This window comes from Halpernia sp. GG3, assembly GCF_052976925.2.
On record NZ_JBRIIR020000014.1, the window covers coordinates 274,994 to 294,862 of the forward strand.

At 32.5% G+C, this 19,869-nt stretch carries 13 protein-coding genes; 12 read left to right on the forward strand and 1 reads right to left on the reverse strand.

Annotation, left to right across the window (positions count from 1 at the left end; genetic code table 11):
- Nucleotides 1–62 precede the first annotated feature (62 nt).
- Nucleotides 63–3,248 carry an outer membrane beta-barrel protein gene (locus tag ACVBED_RS08710; RefSeq protein WP_473094870.1) on the reverse strand — a complete coding sequence of 1,062 codons (3,186 nt, stop codon included), beginning with the start codon at nt 3,246–3,248 and terminating at the stop codon, nt 63–65.
- Nucleotides 3,249–3,433: 185 nt separating this feature from the next.
- On the opposite strand from ACVBED_RS08710, the gene ACVBED_RS08715 reads away from it, so the two are divergent.
- The 12 genes from ACVBED_RS08715 to ACVBED_RS08770 all read left to right on the forward strand — a co-directional run bounded on the left by ACVBED_RS08715 (nt 3,434) and on the right by ACVBED_RS08770 (nt 19,866).
- A complete protein-coding gene (locus tag ACVBED_RS08715) occupies nt 3,434–4,111 on the forward strand; it encodes a response regulator transcription factor (protein WP_447121483.1) in 678 nt (225 codons plus the stop codon).
- Between the two features lie 10 nt (nt 4,112–4,121).
- Nucleotides 4,122–5,150: a sensor histidine kinase gene (locus ACVBED_RS08720; protein ID WP_447121484.1), complete on the forward strand. Its 1,029-nt coding sequence runs from the start codon at nt 4,122–4,124 to the stop codon at nt 5,148–5,150.
- Nucleotides 5,151–5,272: 122 nt separating this feature from the next.
- Entirely contained in the window at nt 5,273–5,839 is a 567-nt protein-coding gene (locus ACVBED_RS08725) for an IS1096 element passenger TnpR family protein (RefSeq protein ID WP_447121485.1), read from the forward strand.
- A gap of 139 nt (nt 5,840–5,978) precedes the next feature.
- The gene (locus tag ACVBED_RS08730) at nt 5,979–7,325 is read left to right on the forward strand and encodes an alpha-amylase family glycosyl hydrolase (RefSeq protein ID WP_447121486.1); all 1,347 of its coding nucleotides are present in this window, start codon (nt 5,979–5,981) and stop codon (nt 7,323–7,325) included.
- A 248-nt stretch (nt 7,326–7,573) separates the two neighbouring features.
- Nucleotides 7,574–9,322: a DUF885 domain-containing protein gene (locus tag ACVBED_RS08735; protein WP_473094871.1), complete on the forward strand. Its 1,749-nt coding sequence runs from the start codon at nt 7,574–7,576 to the stop codon at nt 9,320–9,322.
- Between the two features lie 226 nt (nt 9,323–9,548).
- Nucleotides 9,549–9,989 carry a hypothetical protein gene (locus tag ACVBED_RS08740; protein WP_447121489.1) on the forward strand — a complete coding sequence of 147 codons (441 nt, stop codon included), beginning with the start codon at nt 9,549–9,551 and terminating at the stop codon, nt 9,987–9,989.
- Between the two features lie 56 nt (nt 9,990–10,045).
- Nucleotides 10,046–10,840 carry a thymidylate synthase gene (locus tag ACVBED_RS08745; protein ID WP_447121490.1) on the forward strand — a complete coding sequence of 265 codons (795 nt, stop codon included), beginning with the start codon at nt 10,046–10,048 and terminating at the stop codon, nt 10,838–10,840.
- A 98-nt stretch (nt 10,841–10,938) separates the two neighbouring features.
- Complete coding sequence (locus tag ACVBED_RS08750; protein WP_447121491.1) at nt 10,939–13,446, forward strand: M1 family metallopeptidase; 2,508 nt, start codon at nt 10,939–10,941, stop codon at nt 13,444–13,446.
- A gap of 278 nt (nt 13,447–13,724) precedes the next feature.
- Entirely contained in the window at nt 13,725–14,615 is an 891-nt protein-coding gene (locus ACVBED_RS08755) for a DnaJ C-terminal domain-containing protein (RefSeq protein WP_447121492.1), read from the forward strand.
- 1 nt (nt 14,616) lies between these two features.
- Nucleotides 14,617–14,916, forward strand: a complete 300-nt coding sequence (locus tag ACVBED_RS08760) for a chaperone modulator CbpM (RefSeq protein ID WP_447121494.1) — start codon at nt 14,617–14,619, stop codon at nt 14,914–14,916.
- Nucleotides 14,917–15,429: 513 nt separating this feature from the next.
- Complete coding sequence (locus ACVBED_RS08765) at nt 15,430–16,644, forward strand: LuxR C-terminal-related transcriptional regulator (RefSeq protein WP_473094872.1); 1,215 nt, start codon at nt 15,430–15,432, stop codon at nt 16,642–16,644.
- Between the two features lie 300 nt (nt 16,645–16,944).
- Nucleotides 16,945–19,866: a T9SS type A sorting domain-containing protein gene (locus ACVBED_RS08770; RefSeq protein WP_473094873.1), complete on the forward strand. Its 2,922-nt coding sequence runs from the start codon at nt 16,945–16,947 to the stop codon at nt 19,864–19,866.
- The last annotated feature ends 3 nt before the right edge of the window (nt 19,867–19,869 follow it).

Sequence of the window (19,869 nt, forward strand, 5' to 3'; positions counted from 1 at the left end):
TAACCACAAAAAAACCACTGGAAAATTCCAGCGGCTTTTAATGAAAAATTTATTTAATGAATTTAGAAATTGAATCTTAAACCAAGTTGCATTTGATATCGAGATTCAAATTGATCGATAGAATATGGCGTTCCTGGCGTTGAATAATTGTATGTGGGATCGGCTTTATCAATTCCTGACCCGCCAACTGTACCCACTTTCGTTAAACCAACACTTGCTGTGGAATTAAAAGTTGCGGGAACGAAATATGATTTCCCCCATTGTTTATTCAATAGATTAGTTAGATTCACGATGCTGAAAGTGATCTGAATACTTTGACCACTACTTTTGCTTAATTTGATCTCGTCCATTAACCTGAAATCTGCTTGAATATTCCAAGGTGTGAAATCTGCATTTCTTTGTGTAAAATCCCCTCTTCTTGAGTTCAAGTAAGGATGAGCAGAAATATAAGCATCATATCTTGCGACTTGGGAAGCGACACTCTCGCCTGTTGCAGCGTTCACGGTAAAATATTTTGTGGCTTGTGCATCATCTTTAAAAATGTAGGCTAAACCTGCTGCCTGGCCAGTGTTAGCAATTGTTCCGTTTACAAATCCCCAAGAAAATGGACTTCCAGATTGTGCGTTGAAATACACATTTGCAGAAAGTCTATTCATATCGCTAAGTTTGATTCCGTAGCCAACTGTGGAAACTATTCTGTGTTTAGTTTCAAAGTTGGAAGTGGCTAATTTTGGATCATTTGGCGTTAAAGATTGATTCATCTGCCAATTGCTTTCCATTGAATTTCTAATCCCGTTTGTAATGTCTTTGGCCTCACCGTAAGTATAAGCGGCAAAGAAATTTAAACCAAAATTATAATTTTTTGAAATTTGTGCTGTTACGTTATATCTGTAACCTTGTTTTGTATTTGATAAAAGATATGCGTTTGAAAATGCAGGATTAATATTTGTTGTAAAAATCGGCATTTGATGGTTTGTATCGTAAGAAAAATACGTAGGATTATCTGTTTTATTTACCTGTTGAAATTGTAGATCGTACAAAACTTTGGTATAAATGCCTTCCAAAGTCATTTTGTAGCCATTTGCACTAAAGTCAAAGGCCAAAGAACTTCTCCACATTTGTGGCATTTTGAATTTATTATCAACTAAGTCTACCTGAACTTTCGGCGTTGCGTCGTGATAGCCATTTAATCCATTATTATTTAAAGGATCACCTGCTGCTGCTGACTGCGCGGGTGTTAAATTATTCTTGTCATAACTGTAGAAACCAACCCCGTCGTTATAGAAAGCGTAACCAAGCCAAGCAAAAGGAATTCTTCCCGTGAAAATTCCTGATCCGCCTCTTAAGACAACAGATTTATTTTCTGTTAAATCTAAATTAAAACCTAACCTTGGCGAGATCGATGCTTTACCAAATATTTTGTTTGTTATTTGGCTTAAAGGTGTATAAGTGTAAGTTGTTCCGTAGTTTGGATCTGCAGGAGAATTTGTCACTTTCGGGCTTAAATCAGGAAAGTTTCCTAAATGTGTATAATCTACCCGAATTCCTGGTGTGATTTTTAAACGATTTCCAACGTTAATTTCGTCCTCTACATAAGCCGAATACAAATTCACATTAAATTTAGCATAAGGATTATTAAAAAGCTCATCCCTTGAAGCGCCATTTGCAGGATACGTTCCACGAACTCTAGCAGGATTAGATGCAAAGAAATCTGCTAAATTTTTGTAAGATACTCTGCCATTTAATGCGTTTACGAAACCATAATTAATGTTGTAAAGTTCATTATGAGTACCGAAAAGTAAAGTGTGATTTCCTATTTTATAAGAGAGGTTATCAGTAAATTCAATTGTTTTTTGTTTCAAATTAAAAACACTTGCTTCCCTGTCATTTCCTAAAAGAATTGTTCCACCGTTATAACCAATTTCTACCTGCGGAAAATTAAGATTGCCGGAAAGCGGATTTCTATAATCGTGGATATCAGAATAACTTACTAAAAATGAATTGGAAAGATTATCATTGAAATGACTTTTTAATTCTAGAACTGTGCTTGATGAAGTATTTTTTTGTTTGTAATCTATACTTGAAAATCTAAAATTAGCACCGTCACTCTCAAGATTTGTCGCCTCAGAGATTACCATATTATTTCTAATTGATAAAGTATGTTTGTCTGAAAGTTTCCAATCCAGTTTGTTGAAGAATTTTGAACTTTGGGCTTCGTTTGTGTAGTTGTCAAAACTTCCCACATTAAAACCGTATTTATTTTTTACAAAATCAGAAATACTTTGTGCGGTGGTTACATTTAATAAAGAACCAGACTCACCGGCGTTATAAAAAACAGGATCTGTTCTTTTGGAATATTCAAAATTTGTGAAGAAGAAAACTTTGTCTTTTACTATCGGGAAACCAACTCTTCCTCCCAAAGTATAATCTTTAAAATCACTTGGCATTTTCGATCCGTCTCCCGCGTTGTTTGGGCCAGTGATAAATGCATTTCTACCGACGCCGTAGATAGAGCCAGTTATTTTATTCGAGCCACTTCTTGTTACCGCATTCACACTTCCGCCTAGAAAATTTCCTAATTTAACATCGTAAGGTGCAATAAAAACCTGAATATCCTGTATCGCATCCAAACTTATGGAATTCGAACGTGTAGAACTCCCTGTCATTCCTGAAGTTCCTGCTTTTCCACCTATTGACGGACTGAAACCGATTGCATCATTATTTATTGAGCCGTCAATGGTGACGTTGTTATATCTAAAATTAGTTCCTGCAAAAGAATTGTTTGAACTTTGTGGGACCAATTTCGTCACATCTTGGATACCTCGGTTTACATTGGCCAAATTATTAATTTGCAAAGCACCGATGTTTGTTCCATTTTTAACAGATCTTTTCCCGCTTAAAACAACTCCCTCAATTGTTTTTTCCTTGTTTTCTGAAATAATAATTGCAGGCAGATCGTTGTCTCCTAAATTTAATTGAACATCGCTTTCCGTGAAAATTATTTGATCATTATCATAAACGTCAATTTTATATGGACCGCCTACATTTAAATTAACCAAACTAAAGCGCCCTGTTTTATTTGGGGCTGTTTCAAAAACACTGTTGGTAGGGATGTAAGTAATTTTTACTTTTGTAGTAGCGGTTATTTCCTTTCCTGTAATTTTTCCGTCTAATTTAGATGTAGTTATTTGAGCGAATGAAATGCCGAAAGAGAGTAAAGAAAATGCAACGATTAATTGTTTTTTCATCTTTATTATTATTTTATTTATTTTATGCAAAGAAACTTGTAAATTTTATGACGTATATTGAATTAACTTTAATTTTTCATTACAGAATTATTAATAATTCGATCCTATATTAAGTATTTGTAAACTTTAATGTTTTAAAAATTTTTAAAGTAGGTTATTTTTTATCTTTGTTCTTAAACAAAAAAATGAAAGGCAAAAAAATATTGTTAGTTGATGATGAACCGGATATTTTAGAAATCATCTCTTATAATCTTCGGCAAGACGGTTACGACGTTTTTACGGCTTCTAACGGTATTGAAGGCGTTCAAAAAGCAATAGAAATAGTTCCGGATCTCATTTTATTGGATGTTATGATGCCTGAAAAAGATGGGATAGAAACTTGCCAGGAATTACGCGCCATCAAAAAATTAGATAAAACTCTAATAGTTTTTCTTTCCGCTAGAAGTGAAGAATATACACAATTAGCTGGTTATCAAGCTGGAGCAAATGATTTTATCGTAAAATTAATTAAGCCAAAAATCCTTCGCTCAAAGATAAATGCGCTTTTAAAATTGACTAATCAAGAATTCAAAAGTAATTCAGTCATCGAGATAAATGATTTAGTAATAGACAAAGAAAATTTTCGTGTTTCAAAAAGCGGACAATTATTTCTTTTACCCAAAAAAGAGTTTGATCTTCTGCATCTCTTAGCATCAAATACCGACAAAGTTTTTACCAGAGAAGAAATATTAGAAAAAGTATGGGGCAGTGAAGTTGTGGTTGGCGAAAGAACAATCGATGTTCACATAAGAAGATTGCGTGAGAAATTTGGCTTAAATTTCATCCAAACTTCAAAAGGTGTGGGCTATAAATTGATTGTTTAAATTAAAAAAAATGCGATTTCATAAACTTTCTTTTTTTGCGGGCCTATTTCTAACTTTAGTAATGTTTGCAATCGCGTTACTTTTTGATTATTCGCACACCATTAAAGGATCATTTGAACCTAATTTTATTTACAGCGTAGTTGGTTCTCTTCTGATAATGTTGATTATAAATTATACCGTTTTAGATTTTCTTTTCAATTTTTATGGCAAGAATCAAATTCGTAAAATGTCTGATTTTTTACCGGATGATTTATTGACTCAAAATGAAGTCGTAAATTTTAAACAGTTAGGGGAGAGAATTTCATCACTCACCGAAGAAAATGCGGTAGAAGTTGGCTCATTAAAGGAAATGGAAATCTACCGGAAAGAATATGTAGGAAACGTTTCGCACGAATTGAAGACGCCCCTTTTTTCCATTCAAGGGTATGTAGAAACATTACTTGACGGCGGCGTAGAAAATTTAAACATTCGGGATAAATATTTAGAGAGGATAGATAAATCTGTAGAAAGATTGCTGTCTATTGTGCAAGATTTAGATATGATCAACCAGTACGAAAGTGGCGAAATCAACTTAAATATTTCCCGTTTTGATATTAATTTTCTGGTAAAGGAAATCATTGATCTTTTAGAATTTGAAGCTCAAAAAAAACAGTCGAAAGTATCACTTCAAAATTCACAACCCTTCATATTTGTAAGCGCGGATAAACAAAAAATTTCGCAAGTCTTAATTAATTTAATTTCAAATGCTATCTATTATTCAAACAGGGAAAAAGCGCAGATTACCATTAAAACCAGCGTATTAAAAAATAAAGTTTATATCGAAGTTTCTGATAATGGAATGGGAATAAAATCAGAACTTTTACCCCGTATTTTTGAGCGTTTTTACCGCATTGAAAGTAGCAGAAATAGGAAAGATGGCGGCTCTGGGCTTGGTTTGGCAATCGTGAAACATATTCTGGAAGCACACAACGAAAACATTCATGTTGAAAGTCAATATTTAGAAGGAACAAAATTTAGTTTTCTTTTAAATTTAGGCTAAACTTTTCTTATTATCAATACAAAAATAATTTTTAGAAAAAAACCATCTTTTATTTTGGTCAATTTTCAATTGTCTTATCTTTGCATTAGAAATTCAAATAAAAATAAAATAAGTTTTCAATCATGGTATATAAGATTAGAGTGATTTTAGATGCTAAAGAAAGTATATTTCGGGACATCGGGATTAAAGATAAGCAGACTTTGTGGAACTTGCATTTAGGTATTAAAAGTGCTTTCAATTTACCTGGAGAAGAACTTTCTTCGTTCTTTTTTTCTGATGGTGATTGGTCAGAATTGCAGGCAGTGCCATTAGAAGATATGAGTGATGATGGTGAGGGTGAAATTATGTCTGATATTTATCTCAAAGAAGGTTTCCCAGAAATTGGTAGTAAAATGCGCTTTACTTATGGCTTTATGGATTTGTGGGAATTTTTCTGTGAATTATTAGAAGAAGAAGATGAAAAACCAGCCGTAAATTATCCGATCACTTCATTTAGATTTGGGAAAGTTCCTTTAAAAGCACCTAAAAAAAATGGTGCAACTGGTTCAAAAGTTTCAAAAATAGTGTCTGAAGAAATGAATTTTGATGATATGGATGAAGTGGATTTTAAAGAAGATACTGATGATTTCGATGAAGATGAAGATGATTTCGATGAAGGCTATCACGATAAATTTGAAGATGATATGTAAAAATTAAAACCCGAAATTTTCGGGTTTTTTTTATGGTTAAAACTTTACATTTTCATTTGTCACTATTGATATTTTTCAAAATAAATTATTATCTTTCGCTTTATTTTTTCCTATTAAATTAAAAAATTTTTCACTCTAGATGAAGAAACTAATTGTACTTGCAATCGCAGGATTTGCCATTATATCTTGTTCCACCCAAAAAAAAACGACTACCATGCAATCACCAAATGAGTGGAAGAAAACTACAAATATTTACGAAGTCAATCTTAGACAATATACTAAGGAAGGAACATTTAACGCCTTTGAAAAAGAATTACCACGTTTGAAAAAAATGGGCGTAGAAACTTTGTGGTTTATGCCAATCACACCAATTGCACAAAAGGAAAAAAAAGGAAGCTTGGGAAGTCAATATGCGGCGGCTGATTACACATCGATAAATGCAGAATTTGGAACGTTGGCTGATTTTAAAAATTTGGTTATTGAAGCACATAAAATGGGCTTCAAAGTCATCATTGATTGGGTGGCAAATCACACCGGTTGGGATCACGTTTGGACAAAAACACATCCTGAATATTATTTACACGATGCCGATGGAAGTTTTCATCGCGCCAGTGGAATGGACGATATTATAGAACTTGATTATAGCAAACCAGAATTACGAATCGCTATGATTGACGCCATGAAATATTGGGTGAAAGAAACTAATATCGATGGCTTCCGTTGCGATTTAGCCAGTTGGGTAGAAGTAGATTTTTGGCAACAAGCCAGACCGGAAGTTGAAAAAATAAAACCCTTATTTTTCTTAGGTGAATTTGACGAATTGGAAAATCCAGAATACGGAAAAGTTTTTGACGCGAGCTATTCCTGGACTTGGATGCACAAAACGGCGGACTACTATAGTAAAAATTTACCGTTGCAAGAGTTAAGAGATCTATTGATGAAATATTCTGCACTCGGCGATCATTCTATGCGCGCGTGGTTTACGAGCAACCACGATGAAAATACCTGGAATGGAACTGAATATGAAAAATATGGTGTAATTGCAAAACCTTTGGCCGTCTTTTCTGCCACTTGGAATGGTATTCCACTAATGTATTCTGGTCAGGAATTGCCAAATGTGAAACGTCTAAAGTTTTTTGATAAAGACCCAATTGAGTGGAATGGAGCTTATCAATTAGCAGATTTTTATAAAACTTTATTTGCATTAAAATCTACAAATCCTGCATTGCGAGGCGGCGATGCCAATGTGAAAACTTATTTTGTAAAAACTTCGGCCGACGACAAAATTTTGGCTTACATCCGTAAAAATGGCAAGGATGAGGTTTTGGTCATTTTAAATATGTCAAAAGGCGATGTGAATTTTTCGATAAATGATCCAGGAGTTTCAGGGAAATTTAAAGAAATATTTACCAAAGAAAACCGAGATTTTGATAGCAATAAAAACTTTGAAATGAAAGTTTCGGGTTATGAGGTTTTTGTGAAGTGATTTAAACAACCCCTTCAGCCTTTAAAATGCTGAAGGGGTTGATTTAAAAATCATATTTAAATTATGTAAACAATCGCACAATTTTAAAAATCACTCTTTAAAATTAGATTTTAAAATTGAAATATTTAATAAAAATCAATTAAATTTCATTCTAATTTCTTACGTTAAAATAACAAATCTATATTTTTGTAGTAATAATGTTAATGTCAAAATTCAACAAATTTCAGAATGTATAAATAAACCGTAAAATGAAAAAATTAATACTTATTCTTTGTATGTCAAGTGTTTTTGGGCTTGTAAAATCTCAAAAGTCATCATTGATAAATCAAACTTCTGCGAAGGGAAATCAAACTTTTAAAGAATTTGAAAATAAATTTATTCAGGATTATTGGGCGCAGTTTCCTGAAAGTTCTGTTTATGAGGGACTTCATAAATATGATGCGGTGCTTACAATTCCCAATTCAGAAAGCAGGAATTCTGACATTAGTTTTGCTAAAAAATACCTTTTAAGATTAAAAGAATTTCCTTTAAAGGAATTAAGTGATTTAAATAAAATAGATTATCATTTAATTGAAAATCAACTCAATGAAATTATTTGGAGCGCCAATGATTTGAAAGAACGGCAATGGAATCCAGCATCATATAATGTAGGAGGAGTTTTTGCAAAAATTCTTTTTGGCAAATATGCGCCATTGGAAGTGAGACTTAAAAGTTTTCAGAAGAAAGCAGATTTAGTTCCGCAATATTTCAAGGCGGCAAAAATGAATATTAAAAATCCGGTAGAAATTTTGCAAAATTTAGCAGTTTCGCAAAACGAGGGTTCATTAGAAATATTTGAAAAAAATATTCAGGATTCTGTAATGGTTTCTAAACTTTCGGAAGCGGATAAAAATTTGGTTTTAAAATCATCAAAATTAGCGGCAGAATCTATCAAAGATTACATAAGCTGGATAAAAGATTTAAAACCAACCGAAAGACGGGATTTCCGATTGGGTAAAGAATTGTATGATCAAAAATTTAAATATAATATTCAATCGTCTTTTTCAGCAGAAGAATTATACCAATTGGCGTTAAAAAGAAAAACTTTTGTTCACGGTGAAATGACCAAATTATCCAAAGAATTATGGCCAAAATATTACAGAAATCAAAAAATGCCGGGATCAGATTTTCAACTTATTCGTAAAATGATCGATACACTTTCTTCTCAACATGTGAAACCAGAAGAATTTCAATCGGCCATAGAAAAACAAATTCCTGATCTGGTAAAGTTCATCAATGATAAAAATTTACTTTATTTAGATCCTTCGAAACCATTGGTTGTGCGGAAAGAACCTGCTTATATGGCAGGTGTTGCGGGTGCTTCCATTAGTTCGCCTGGTCCGTATGACAAAAATGGAAACACCTATTACAACGTAGGAAGTTTGAATGGTTGGTCCAAAGAAAAATCTGAAAGTTATCTGCGGGAATACAATAATTATATGCTTCAGATTCTAGACATTCATGAGGCAATTCCTGGACATTACACACAGTTGGTTTATGCGAATCAGTCGCCAAGTATTATAAAATCTGTTTTTGGAAATGGCTCTATGATTGAAGGTTGGGCCGTTTATGGCGAGCAAATGATGTTGGAAAATGGGTACGGAAATTCTTCGCCCGAACTTTTGTTGATGTGGTACAAATGGAATCTAAGATCTGTTTGCAATACGATTTTAGATTACAGCGTACATACCAAAAATATGAGCAAAGATGATGCAATGAAACTTTTGGTAGATGAAGCCTTTCAGGAAAAAACAGAAGCCGATGGAAAGTGGAACAGAGTCTCGGTAAGTAGTGTGCAATTAACAAGTTACTATAATGGATATCAGGAAATTATAAATCTTAGAAATGAAATAAAAAATAAAGAAAAATCCGCGTTTGATTTAAAAAAATTCAATGAAAAATTTTTGAGTTACGGTAGTTCGCCCGTAAAATATATTAGACAAATGATGCTGAAATAATTTCAAAAACTTAGACTTACAAAAGATTTCATATTAAATATTTACTGTATGTCCGCTTTTCGTAATATTAAAATTTTGAACGCCAATATCGCAGAATTTTTTAAGTTTGATGTTTATTTGAGCATCTCAGAGGGGTTTTACTTAAGTTTGAGAATAAAATTTGAGTTATTATCAATTACGGAAATACACAAAAAAATTTAGGTTAATTTTTAATTACAAAACTTAAATGAACAAAACCGAAATTTTAAAATTAGTTCACCAAAAACTAGATTTAAAAATTAAAATTTTGGAAAATCTGATTTCCGAAACTCGTGCATCAAATAATGAAACCAAAAGTTCCATGGGCGATAAATATGAAACCACGCGGGAAATGGTACAACGGGAAATTAATAATTTACAGGTTCAGTTAAATGAAAATCTAAAATCTAAAAATTCTTTAAAACTAATTCCACTTTTACCTTCACAAAAAGTTAGTTTTGGTTCTTTGGTAAAAACTTCGACAGGTTTATTTTATATTTCAGTTTCACTTGGAAATATTATTTTAGATAAGGAAAAAATATTTTTTATTTCGCCAGAAAGTCCTTTGGCAAAAGCATTATTAGAAAAGAGAGAAGGTGAAGAATTTTCAATAAATAATTTAAGACAAATCATCCTAAACCTTTGGTAAAATTTTCTTTATTTTGTAATCATTAACAATTATTCATTCATTTCTTATCTTAAATCATGCAGAATTACCTCGATCTTCTTCAACATATAAAAGAAAACGGAACCGACAAAACTGACCGCACCGGAACTGGAACACGAAGTATTTTTGGCTATCAATTGCGCTATGATTTATCTAGAGGTTTTCCTTTGGTTACCACAAAAAAGATTCATTTAAAATCAATTATTTATGAATTATTGTGGTTTTTAAAAGGCGAAACCAACACTAAATATTTAACTGATAATAATGTTTCAATTTGGAATGAATGGGCTGACGAAAATGGAGATCTTGGTCCGGTTTATGGCGCACAATGGCGCAGTTGGAAAGGCGCAGACGGAAAAGTAATAGACCAGTTTTCTGATGTGATTGATCAAATTAAAAAAAATCCCGATTCACGCAGATTAATTGTTTCTGCGTGGAATGTTTCAGAAATTCCAAATATGGCTTTAGCGCCTTGTCATGCTTTATTTCAATTTTATGTAGCCGACGGAAAATTATCGCTTCAACTTTACCAGAGAAGCGCCGATGTTTTTCTTGGTGTTCCTTTTAACATTGCGAGTTACGCTTTACTTCTAATGATGGTGGCGCAAGTTTGTGATTTAGAAGTCGGCGACTATGTTCACACTTTTGGTGATGTTCATATTTACAATAACCATTTTGAGCAAGTTGAAAGACAACTTTCACGTAAGCCAAAAGAACTTCCAACGATGAAACTGAATCCAAAAATTAAAGATATTTTTGATTTTAATTTTGAAGATTTTACTTTAGAAAATTACGATCCAGAACCAGGAATTAAAGCGCCGGTCGCTATTTAGATTTTATATAAGATTTTAAATTTCTAAATTATTTAAATTTAATTTTAACAATTTAATTTAATTCCACACTAATAAGTCCAATCATAAATTAATTTTAAATGAAAAGAATCACAATTTCAGCCATTTTCTTTGCTGCTTTTTTCACAGGAAATTTTGCACTTGCACAAACGGATACGTCGGGAACTTCGGTTTACAGACAAACCCACACAAAGCATACAGAGTTAAAGCATACCAAACTAAAAGTCAGTTTTGATTACGCTAAAGAACAAATGGCTGGCGAAGAATGGTTGACGGCAAGTCCCTATTTTTACCCGACAGATTCTTTGGTTTTAGATGCTAAAGGCATGTTAATTCATGAAGTTGCATTAACTCAAAATGGAAAAAATTCGAATTTAAAATTCGATTACAAAAACGATATTTTAAAAATTAATTTAGATAAAACATATGATCGAAACCAAGATTATACAGTTTACATAAAATATACTGCGAGACCAAATGAAGTAAAAAGTGGCGGAAGTGCTGCAATTACTGACAATAAAGGTTTGTATTTCATCAATCCACAGGGAAAAGATCCGGATAAACCTACTGAAATCTGGACGCAAGGCGAGACAGAATCTTCTTCCGCATGGTTTCCAACCATTGATAAACCGAACCAAAAAACGACCGAAGAAATTTATATGACCGTTCCGTCAAAATATGTGACGCTTTCAAACGGTGTATTAAAAGATTCAAAAGACGAAGGAAATAATTTGAGAACCGATCATTGGGTAATGGATAAACGCCATTCTACTTATCTTTTTTTTATGGGAATCGGTGATTTTGCAATTATTAAAGACAAGTGGAAAAATATTCCGGTAGATTATTATGTAGAAAAAAAATATGAAGCAGATGCAAAAGGAATTTTCGGCAATACGCCAGAAATGATAGATTTTTATTCTACAAGATTAAATTACCCTTATCCTTGGCCAAAATATTCTCAAATGGTCGGACGTGATTACGTTTCCGGCGCTATGGAAAATACAAGTGCGACTCTTCATGGTGAAGGTGCTTACCAAAAACCGGGTGACTTAATTGACGAAAATAAATGGGAAGATACCATCGCCCACGAATTATTCCACCAATGGTTTGGGGATTTAGTAACCGCAGAAAGTTGGAGCAATATTACAATGAACGAAAGTTTTGCTAATTATTCCGAATATTTATGGGAAGAACACAAATATGGAAAAGACGCCGCAGATTATCACATTAGAAAAGATATTGATGGTTACAAAGCCAATCCTGCAAACGCTTCCAAAGATTTAGTACGTTTTAAATATGATTCTCGTGAAGACGTTTTTGATGGTGTTTCGTACAACAAAGGTGGCGGAATTCTTAATATGTTGCGGAGATATTTAGGTGATGATGCCTTTTTTAGCGGCTTAAATGATTATTTAACAACCAACGCTTATGGAAATGGTGAAGCGCAACAATTGCGTTTATCATTAGAAAAAGTTTCGGGGAAAGATTTAAACTGGTTTTTCAACCAATGGTATTATGGAAGCGGTCAACCAAACTTAACTTATACATATTCCTACGAACCTGTCAAAAAAGAAGTCACGGTTTTAATAGCGCAAACGCAAAGTAATTTGTTTCAGTTTCCTTTGGATATAGATATTTTTGTAAACGGCGTTGCAAAAAGAGAATCAGTTTGGGTAGATGCCAAGGCTAAAAACAATTACACTTTTAGCGCTGCAAAAAATCCAGATTTAATCAATTTGAATCCAGACGGTGTCATCATTTCAGATATTACAGAAACAAAAACGCCGGAGCAATATTTAATGCAATTTACTGGTTCTAAAGACTATTTTGCGAAATATTTAGCAGTAAAAGATGCGGCAAAAAAAGCCGATAAAAATCCTGCGGCTTTGAAAACTTTAGTTGCTGCCTTGAAAGATCCATTTTTTAGATTAAAAATTCAGGCTTTGGATGCCTTAGATTTGACAAATGCAGATGAAGCGAAAATGGCTTTAGGCAGTGTTGAAAAGTTAGCGCAAAGTGACACGAAAACTTTAGTTCAAGCCGCTGCAATTTCTGCTTTAGTGAAAACTAAAAATGCAAAATATTTGCCTTGGTATGAGAAAAATATGTCTGCGGTTTCCAATGCTGTGAAAGCCAGTTCACTCGCCGGAATTGCTGCCATAGATCCTTCAAAAGCAGCGGCATTAGCAGAAAAATTAGATCTGTCAACAGCGTCAGAAGATTTGGTGATGACTTTACTTCCTACGATTGTCGATAAGAAAATAACGTCACAAATGTCTATTATTGCACAAGTTGTTGCTTTTTATCCTTTCTTAAAATTTCAAAAACCAGAAATCGGTGCGAAAGCGGAAGAGGGTTTTAACTGGATTATGTCGTCAGATAATACCAAAGCCACGCAAAATGTGACCAAAGTTTTAACACAGGCCAAAGCTCAAGTTGAAGCAAATCCACAGGCGAAAATGATGATTGTACAAATGCTGAAAAGCGGCTTAGATAAGAAAACTGAGGCTTTGAAAGCCAATCCTTCAAGTGCAAGTTTAAAAGATCAGATCGCGGATTTAAATAAAACAATTGAGGCTTATAAGTAAATCTTTTGGGAGCAAGACGGGGATTTTTTCTTTTGAAGATTGCTCCCGCTAGCCGTTTCTATCTTTTTTATAAAATTAAAACGCACCTTTTCGGCGCGTTTTAATTTTATAAAAAAGGATAACCACTTCTATCGGGGCTATTTTTTCAAAAGTATTATTTTCTTTCATCGTGATATTTCAACTTTATTTTTCATATCCAAAACGAACAGTCTAAATTTTAATAAATTTTGAGAACGAATAAATTTTAAATTCAGTAAATTTGATAATACGAAAACAAAATGGCATTTATAGATTATTACAAAACTTTTGGCATCGCAAAATCCGCAACGGCAGACGAAATTAAAAAAGCCTACCGAAAATTAGCCAGAAAATTACATCCGGATTTAAATCCAAACGATAAAGTGGCGGAGCAGAAATTCAAGGAATTAAATGAAGCCAATGAAGTTTTGAGCCACTTAGAAAACCGTAAAAAGTACGATAAATACGGAGAAAACTGGAAACACGGCGACGAATATGACCGGCAACAACAGCAGCAAAGACAAGGTTCTCAATCTGGTGGTTTTGGTGGCGGCGAGGATTATTCGGATTTCTTTGAAAGTATGTTTGGCGGACAAGGTGGTGGTTTTGGCAGCCAAGCAAGAGGAAGCGCTTCAAATAAATTTAAAGGACATGATGTTTCTGCAGAAATCACATTAAGTTTAAAAGACGCGGCAAAAACCCATCAGCAAACGTTTACCATTAATGGAAAAAATGTAAGAATTACAATTCCAGCAGGTGTTTCAGATGGACAAAAAATTAAATTGAAAGGCCACGGAAATCCCGGTCATAATGGCGGACCAAACGGCGATCTATTTATCACTTTTAATATTTCTATAGATAAAGATTTTAAAAGAATTGATGACAATCTTTTTGCTGAGGTAGAATTAGATTTGTACACAGCGATTCTTGGCGGCGACGTTTTAATAAAAACTTTGGACGGCGAAGTTAAATTAAAGGTAAAATCCGAAACGCAAAACGATACAATCGTTCGTCTAAAAGGAAAAGGCTTTCCGGTTTATAAAAAAGAGGGACAAAATGGTGATTTAATGGTAACTTATAAAATAAAATTACCAACGAATCTGTCTGAAAAAGAAATAGAATTATTTGAGCAACTTCAAAAAATTAAATAACATGCAAGAAAAAATATCAAGAGAAGATGTGATAAAACACTACAAGATTGAGATTCGTTTTTTGGATTCTCTAGAAGAATCTGGTTTGCTGAAAACCTTTGAAGAAGACCATGTCAAATATATTTATTACGAAGAGTTGCCAAATTTAGAACGCTTCGCCAACTGGCATTATGATCTGGAAGTTAATCTGCCCGGCTTGGAAATTATTAATGATCTATTGAATAAAATGGAAAATGTTTTACAGGAAAATAGAAATTTATTACAATATAAATTAAAATCAGGCCCTGCATTTTCGGAGTAATATAAATGTCATTTAAATTTAAAGTGTCTTACTTTAACTGAAACTTTTCTCAATTTGCATGAAATAAGTTGTTAAGGTGTCACTTCCGAATTGTAAAAAGTATGAACTCATTTAATTTTGAAATTTTAGTAAATGTTGTTAATGAGTAACTGTTTCTTTAGTAAATTTTTTATAATTTAACTCTTGTTCTTCCAGTAAAATAGCTTCTTGCTGCAACGTGATTTCAACTATTTCAGATGAAATATAATAGATTGTAATTAAATTTGTATTTGTTAAATTTTGTCAAGCAATTATTAAAATAAACTATATTTTTTTGTTTAAAAGCAGTTTTCGGAATTTGGAAATTTAAAAGAATGAAAAAAGATTATTAGCATATAGCTGATTTTTATAATATATCATAAAAATATACTTTATGAAAGTGTTTTTTAGAAAATAAACACAATATTTGACAATAATCTACTCGTTATAAGAATTATTTGGTAAAAATAATTTAAGTTTGCTCAACTCATTTAAATGAAAAAGCTAATAATTTTATTTTTACTTCTAAGTAAATTAATTTTTGCTCAAGAGATTAATTTTTCTAAACTTGAAAATCAGATTGATCAAAATAATAGAGAAGGCAAAGAACAAATGTCTCAAAAAAATCTTTTGGATAAACTCCAGAAAAATAATATTTCTGTTAGAGATCAAATAAAACTAAACATCTTGTTAAGCACCACTTTCCGAAGTATCGGGGATTATGGAGCTGCGATTAATTATCTTAAAAAGTCTAAAATTATTGCAAGTGATCTAGCAAAAAATGACTCCTTAAGTATGAAGATTAATACACAGTTGGCATTTATCTATTTTGACAGCAATAAATATAAAGAGGCGGAAGTAGCAATTGAAAAGATTAGAAAAAATAACTTTGTAACGATCGATGAAAATGATAAAGCATATCTTTTTATGCAACAAGGCTATCTCAATTTTTTAGAAAAAAAATACGTTTTAGCTGAAAAGGAATATACAAACGCATTGATACTGTTGAAAAAAGTTTCACCATGTGATCAACCTGCTGTTTTGGTTAAACAAATGCAACTTTACGATACTTTAGGTGAGATCAGTAAAATTGATTCAACTTTTAATAAAGCAATGGTCCTTGCAAATTCTTATAGTATCCTAAAATATAAAATTGATGCTACTGAAGAGATAAAAAATATATATAAAAGTAGAAATAACAAGGATAAAACTTTTTTCTATAATACAAAATTAGACTCTCTGAATAAAATATATAACAAAGATCAAAATCTTTCTGCAATGCACATGGGAAATGAAAATTTTTTAATGAATCAAAGTGAAATACAAGTTAATGAAAAGTTTAAAATTTTAATCTTTAGCAGTTTGGCTGCGATTCTTTTGGCAGGTTTTGGTATTTATTTTTATAGTAAATCTTCTCATTATAAAAAGCAGACAAAGGCTGCCGAAAAGGAAATTGATTTAATGAAAAATATTATAAAACAAGTTGCAAATGATTTGTATCCAAATAATGAAAACACAGAAACACTAAATTCTGAACTTCTCAGTGATCGTCAAAAAAGTATTTTACATTTAATCTCGGAAGGTTTTACTAACAAAGAAATTGCAGCAAAACTTTTTATATCTGAAAACACCGTAAAATACCATGTAAAAAACATCTATGTGATTTTAGACTTGAAGAACAGGAAAGATCTGTTCAGAAAATTAAAATAGTCATAAGTAGTTATTTTTCAATATTGTACTTAAATATCTCAATAAAAAGATTTTCTATTTTACAAGAAAACTACCCTATGTGGTAGCCTATATGTATTTGCTTTAGTTCAATTTTGTATTGGGTAATCTTCAAACACAAATGATGAAGACAATAAATATGAAAATATTCCTAAAAGTTTTTTGATATGTTTAAAAAAACAGATCATTTAACAAAAACGATTATTTCAATATTTTTTAAATTTGAAAGAATATTTTAAAAAAACAGTAAAAAACGCTCGATAATTAAATAAAAATAATCTTATGAAATTAAAAATCAACTTACTACTTAAAATTACCTTATTGGTGCTTTTAGGAACAACAATTTCTTTAGAAGCTCAGTCTTCCAAGGAGATTAAAAAAGAAAGAAAACTTTATAGTAAAAACTATAAAAAGGTAATAAAGATTTATTCTAAAAACGAAGAAACTAAAGAAAAAGAAGCGGAAAAAGGTGGCGCTGATCTTGACCAGAAAACACCTGAGCAATTTGTAGCTTTAGATTATATTAAAACAATGGATGTGCAAACAGGAAAGCAACATCCACAGAATGTTATAAATGTAGATAAAGAAATTAGACAGGGTAAATATGATCCTACTTCTGGCAATGCGATGAAAATGTTTCCATCTAGCAATAGCAGCCTAACTGGCAAAGTAGATGTAACCAACCAGTGGACAGAAAGAGGACCCTATAAAGTAGGTGGTAGAACCAGAGCTATTATGTTTGATCCTAATGATGCAACTAGTAAAAAAGTGTGGGCAGGCGGAATTTCAGGCGGACTTTGGTATAATAACGATATTACAGATGCAAATTCTGAATGGAAACAAGTATCTGATATTTGGGCAAATATGACTGTATCCTGCATTACGTACGACCCCAATAATTCTCAGATTTTTTATGTGGGTACGGGCGAATCTTACACAAATGGAGCGATAGGATCAGGAATTTGGAAAACTTCAAATGGTGGAAGTACTTGGACACAGATATTCCTTAAAACTAAAGTTTACAGTGGAACAGATACCGTAGATGGCAATTTCTTCGTGAATGATATCAAGGTACGGAATAATAATGGTGCAAGTGAAGTTTACGTAGGACTTGGAAATACTACAGGTGCCCCAGAATTAATGCAGTTTATAGGAATTAACGAAGTTGGCCTTTATAAATCTATAGACGCCGGAGCGAACTTTACACAGATAGATATGGTACCTGGTCAAAAAGTAAGTGCAAACAGTATTTATATCAGTAGTTCAAGCGCTATATATGTGGGCACTACCGGAAATGGATATGGAAATCCTACAGGTGGAAAAATTTTTAAATCTATCGATGGCGCCGCTTTTAATGAAGTATATACAGTAGGAAATATATCTGCAAGAGTGCAAGTCGTAGGTTCCAAAACTAACAGCAACTTAATTTATGCATTGATGCAGGGAACCGGCACAGCCACTACGAGCGCTACAAATAATGATATCGTTAGATTTGTAAGATCTTCAGATGCTGGAGTTACATGGCAATCTTCTTTTGGAGGAACTCCTACACTTACAGTTCCAAAAAATTACGAAAAAGATGCGAAAGCACCATTTGATTTTACACGCGGTCAATCTTTTTATGATTTGGTAGTGGCAGTAGACCCTTCAAATGATAATACGGTTTATGTAGGTGGTATTGATTTCCATAAAACTACTGATGGTGGCGCTACATGGACACCAATTACTAAATGGACAAACAGTACTGCTAATTTCGATAATTTACCGAATTTCAATAATTTACCGGTAGTACATTCAGATCATCATGCAATTGTTTTTAACCCTAGTATTTCAACCAGTACACAAATGATTTTTGGGGGTGACGGTGGCGTTTTTTATGTTCCTAACAGGGCAGCTGCGTCAAGTCTTTCTTATGCATCTGTCAGAAATAATAGGTACAACGTGACTCAATACTATAACGGGCAGCTTAATCCTTTTAGTACTGCTGCAAATGAAGAAATTTTGGGAGGTACACAGGATAATGGTACTCAACAATTTATGGGAGCGCCTGTTGCACAAGGTACCCTTACAACTTCTTATTTAGACACAGAATATACAGGTGGTGATGGTGGATTTGTAGGTTTCGATGATAAAAATGCTTACAAAACAAGTGCTTATACAAATAATAACCTTTATCTTACTAACAATAATGGATTAATTAAGGCAGATGTTTTTTTAGCGCCAGATAATGCGACAGGTCATTTTATTAATGAATATGCTATAGATAGAAACCTTGATATATTATATAGCTATAAAGCAGATAATCCAAATATTAAATTATTCAGAATAAAAAATTTAAAAACTGCGGCACCTTCAGGTGCTGCAAATGTCGTAGATCAAACAACTATTGTAAAGGATGAATTAGATTTAGGTGTAGCAAACAACTCAGAAACATTAAGTGCAATAGTTGTTTCACCTTTTACAATAGCGAGCACTACATTATTTGTAGGTACCACAAAAAATAAGTTATTGAAAGTAACAAATGCAAATACAACGCCTGTTATTACTTCTATAAACAATCCGTTTGTAGGAAATATTTCTGATATTGAATTTGGAGTGAATGAAAGCCAAATATTGATTACTATTTCCAATTTTAATACCATAAGTGTTTATTATACAATAGACGGCGGTGCAACTTGGCAAAATAAAAAAGGAAACTTGGTAGATGTTCCCGTTCGTTGTGCATTTATTAATCCGGATAACCCAAAAGAAGTATTGCTCGGTACCGAGTCTGGTATATTTGGAACTACAAATTTTGATACCGCATCACCAACGTGGGCAGTTTATAATAAGGGAATTGGTAATGTTAGAATCACAAATTTAGATTATAGACCGAGTGATAAGACTTTATTAGCAACTACATTTGGTAGAGGTATTTTCACTACTACTAATACGACAACTGCTTTAGGAACTTCAGAAAATTTAGTTAATAATCAAAATTCCATATATCCAAATCCTTCAACAGGCGGTATTTTTAACGTTAAAACTGTAGAAACTAAAGATTTATTAGTAACTATTTTTGATGTAAGTGGAAAATTAGTTTATAAAGAAAGCAATGTAAGTAATGCAAAAACTATAAATTCAAATTTACCATTAGGTGTTTATATTGTAAAAGTGAATAATGGAACAAAAGATATTTTAACCACTAAATTGATTGTAAAATAAATT

Excerpts from the sequence above, each read along its gene's own strand:
- ACVBED_RS08710 (WP_473094870.1), bottom strand. The coding sequence starts at position 3,248 with ATGAAAAAACAATTAATCGTTGCATTTTCTTTACTCTCTTTCGGCATT.
- ACVBED_RS08715 (WP_447121483.1), top strand. The coding sequence starts at position 3,434 with ATGAAAGGCAAAAAAATATTGTTAGTTGATGATGAACCGGATATTTTA.
- ACVBED_RS08720 (WP_447121484.1), top strand. The coding sequence starts at position 4,122 with ATGCGATTTCATAAACTTTCTTTTTTTGCGGGCCTATTTCTAACTTTA.
- ACVBED_RS08725 (WP_447121485.1), top strand. The coding sequence starts at position 5,273 with ATGGTATATAAGATTAGAGTGATTTTAGATGCTAAAGAAAGTATATTT.
- ACVBED_RS08730 (WP_447121486.1), top strand. The coding sequence starts at position 5,979 with ATGAAGAAACTAATTGTACTTGCAATCGCAGGATTTGCCATTATATCT.
- ACVBED_RS08735 (WP_473094871.1), top strand. The coding sequence starts at position 7,574 with ATGAAAAAATTAATACTTATTCTTTGTATGTCAAGTGTTTTTGGGCTT.
- ACVBED_RS08740 (WP_447121489.1), top strand. The coding sequence starts at position 9,549 with ATGAACAAAACCGAAATTTTAAAATTAGTTCACCAAAAACTAGATTTA.
- ACVBED_RS08745 (WP_447121490.1), top strand. The coding sequence starts at position 10,046 with ATGCAGAATTACCTCGATCTTCTTCAACATATAAAAGAAAACGGAACC.
- ACVBED_RS08750 (WP_447121491.1), top strand. The coding sequence starts at position 10,939 with ATGAAAAGAATCACAATTTCAGCCATTTTCTTTGCTGCTTTTTTCACA.
- ACVBED_RS08755 (WP_447121492.1), top strand. The coding sequence starts at position 13,725 with ATGGCATTTATAGATTATTACAAAACTTTTGGCATCGCAAAATCCGCA.
- ACVBED_RS08760 (WP_447121494.1), top strand. The coding sequence starts at position 14,617 with ATGCAAGAAAAAATATCAAGAGAAGATGTGATAAAACACTACAAGATT.
- ACVBED_RS08765 (WP_473094872.1), top strand. The coding sequence starts at position 15,430 with ATGAAAAAGCTAATAATTTTATTTTTACTTCTAAGTAAATTAATTTTT.
- ACVBED_RS08770 (WP_473094873.1), top strand. The coding sequence starts at position 16,945 with ATGAAATTAAAAATCAACTTACTACTTAAAATTACCTTATTGGTGCTT.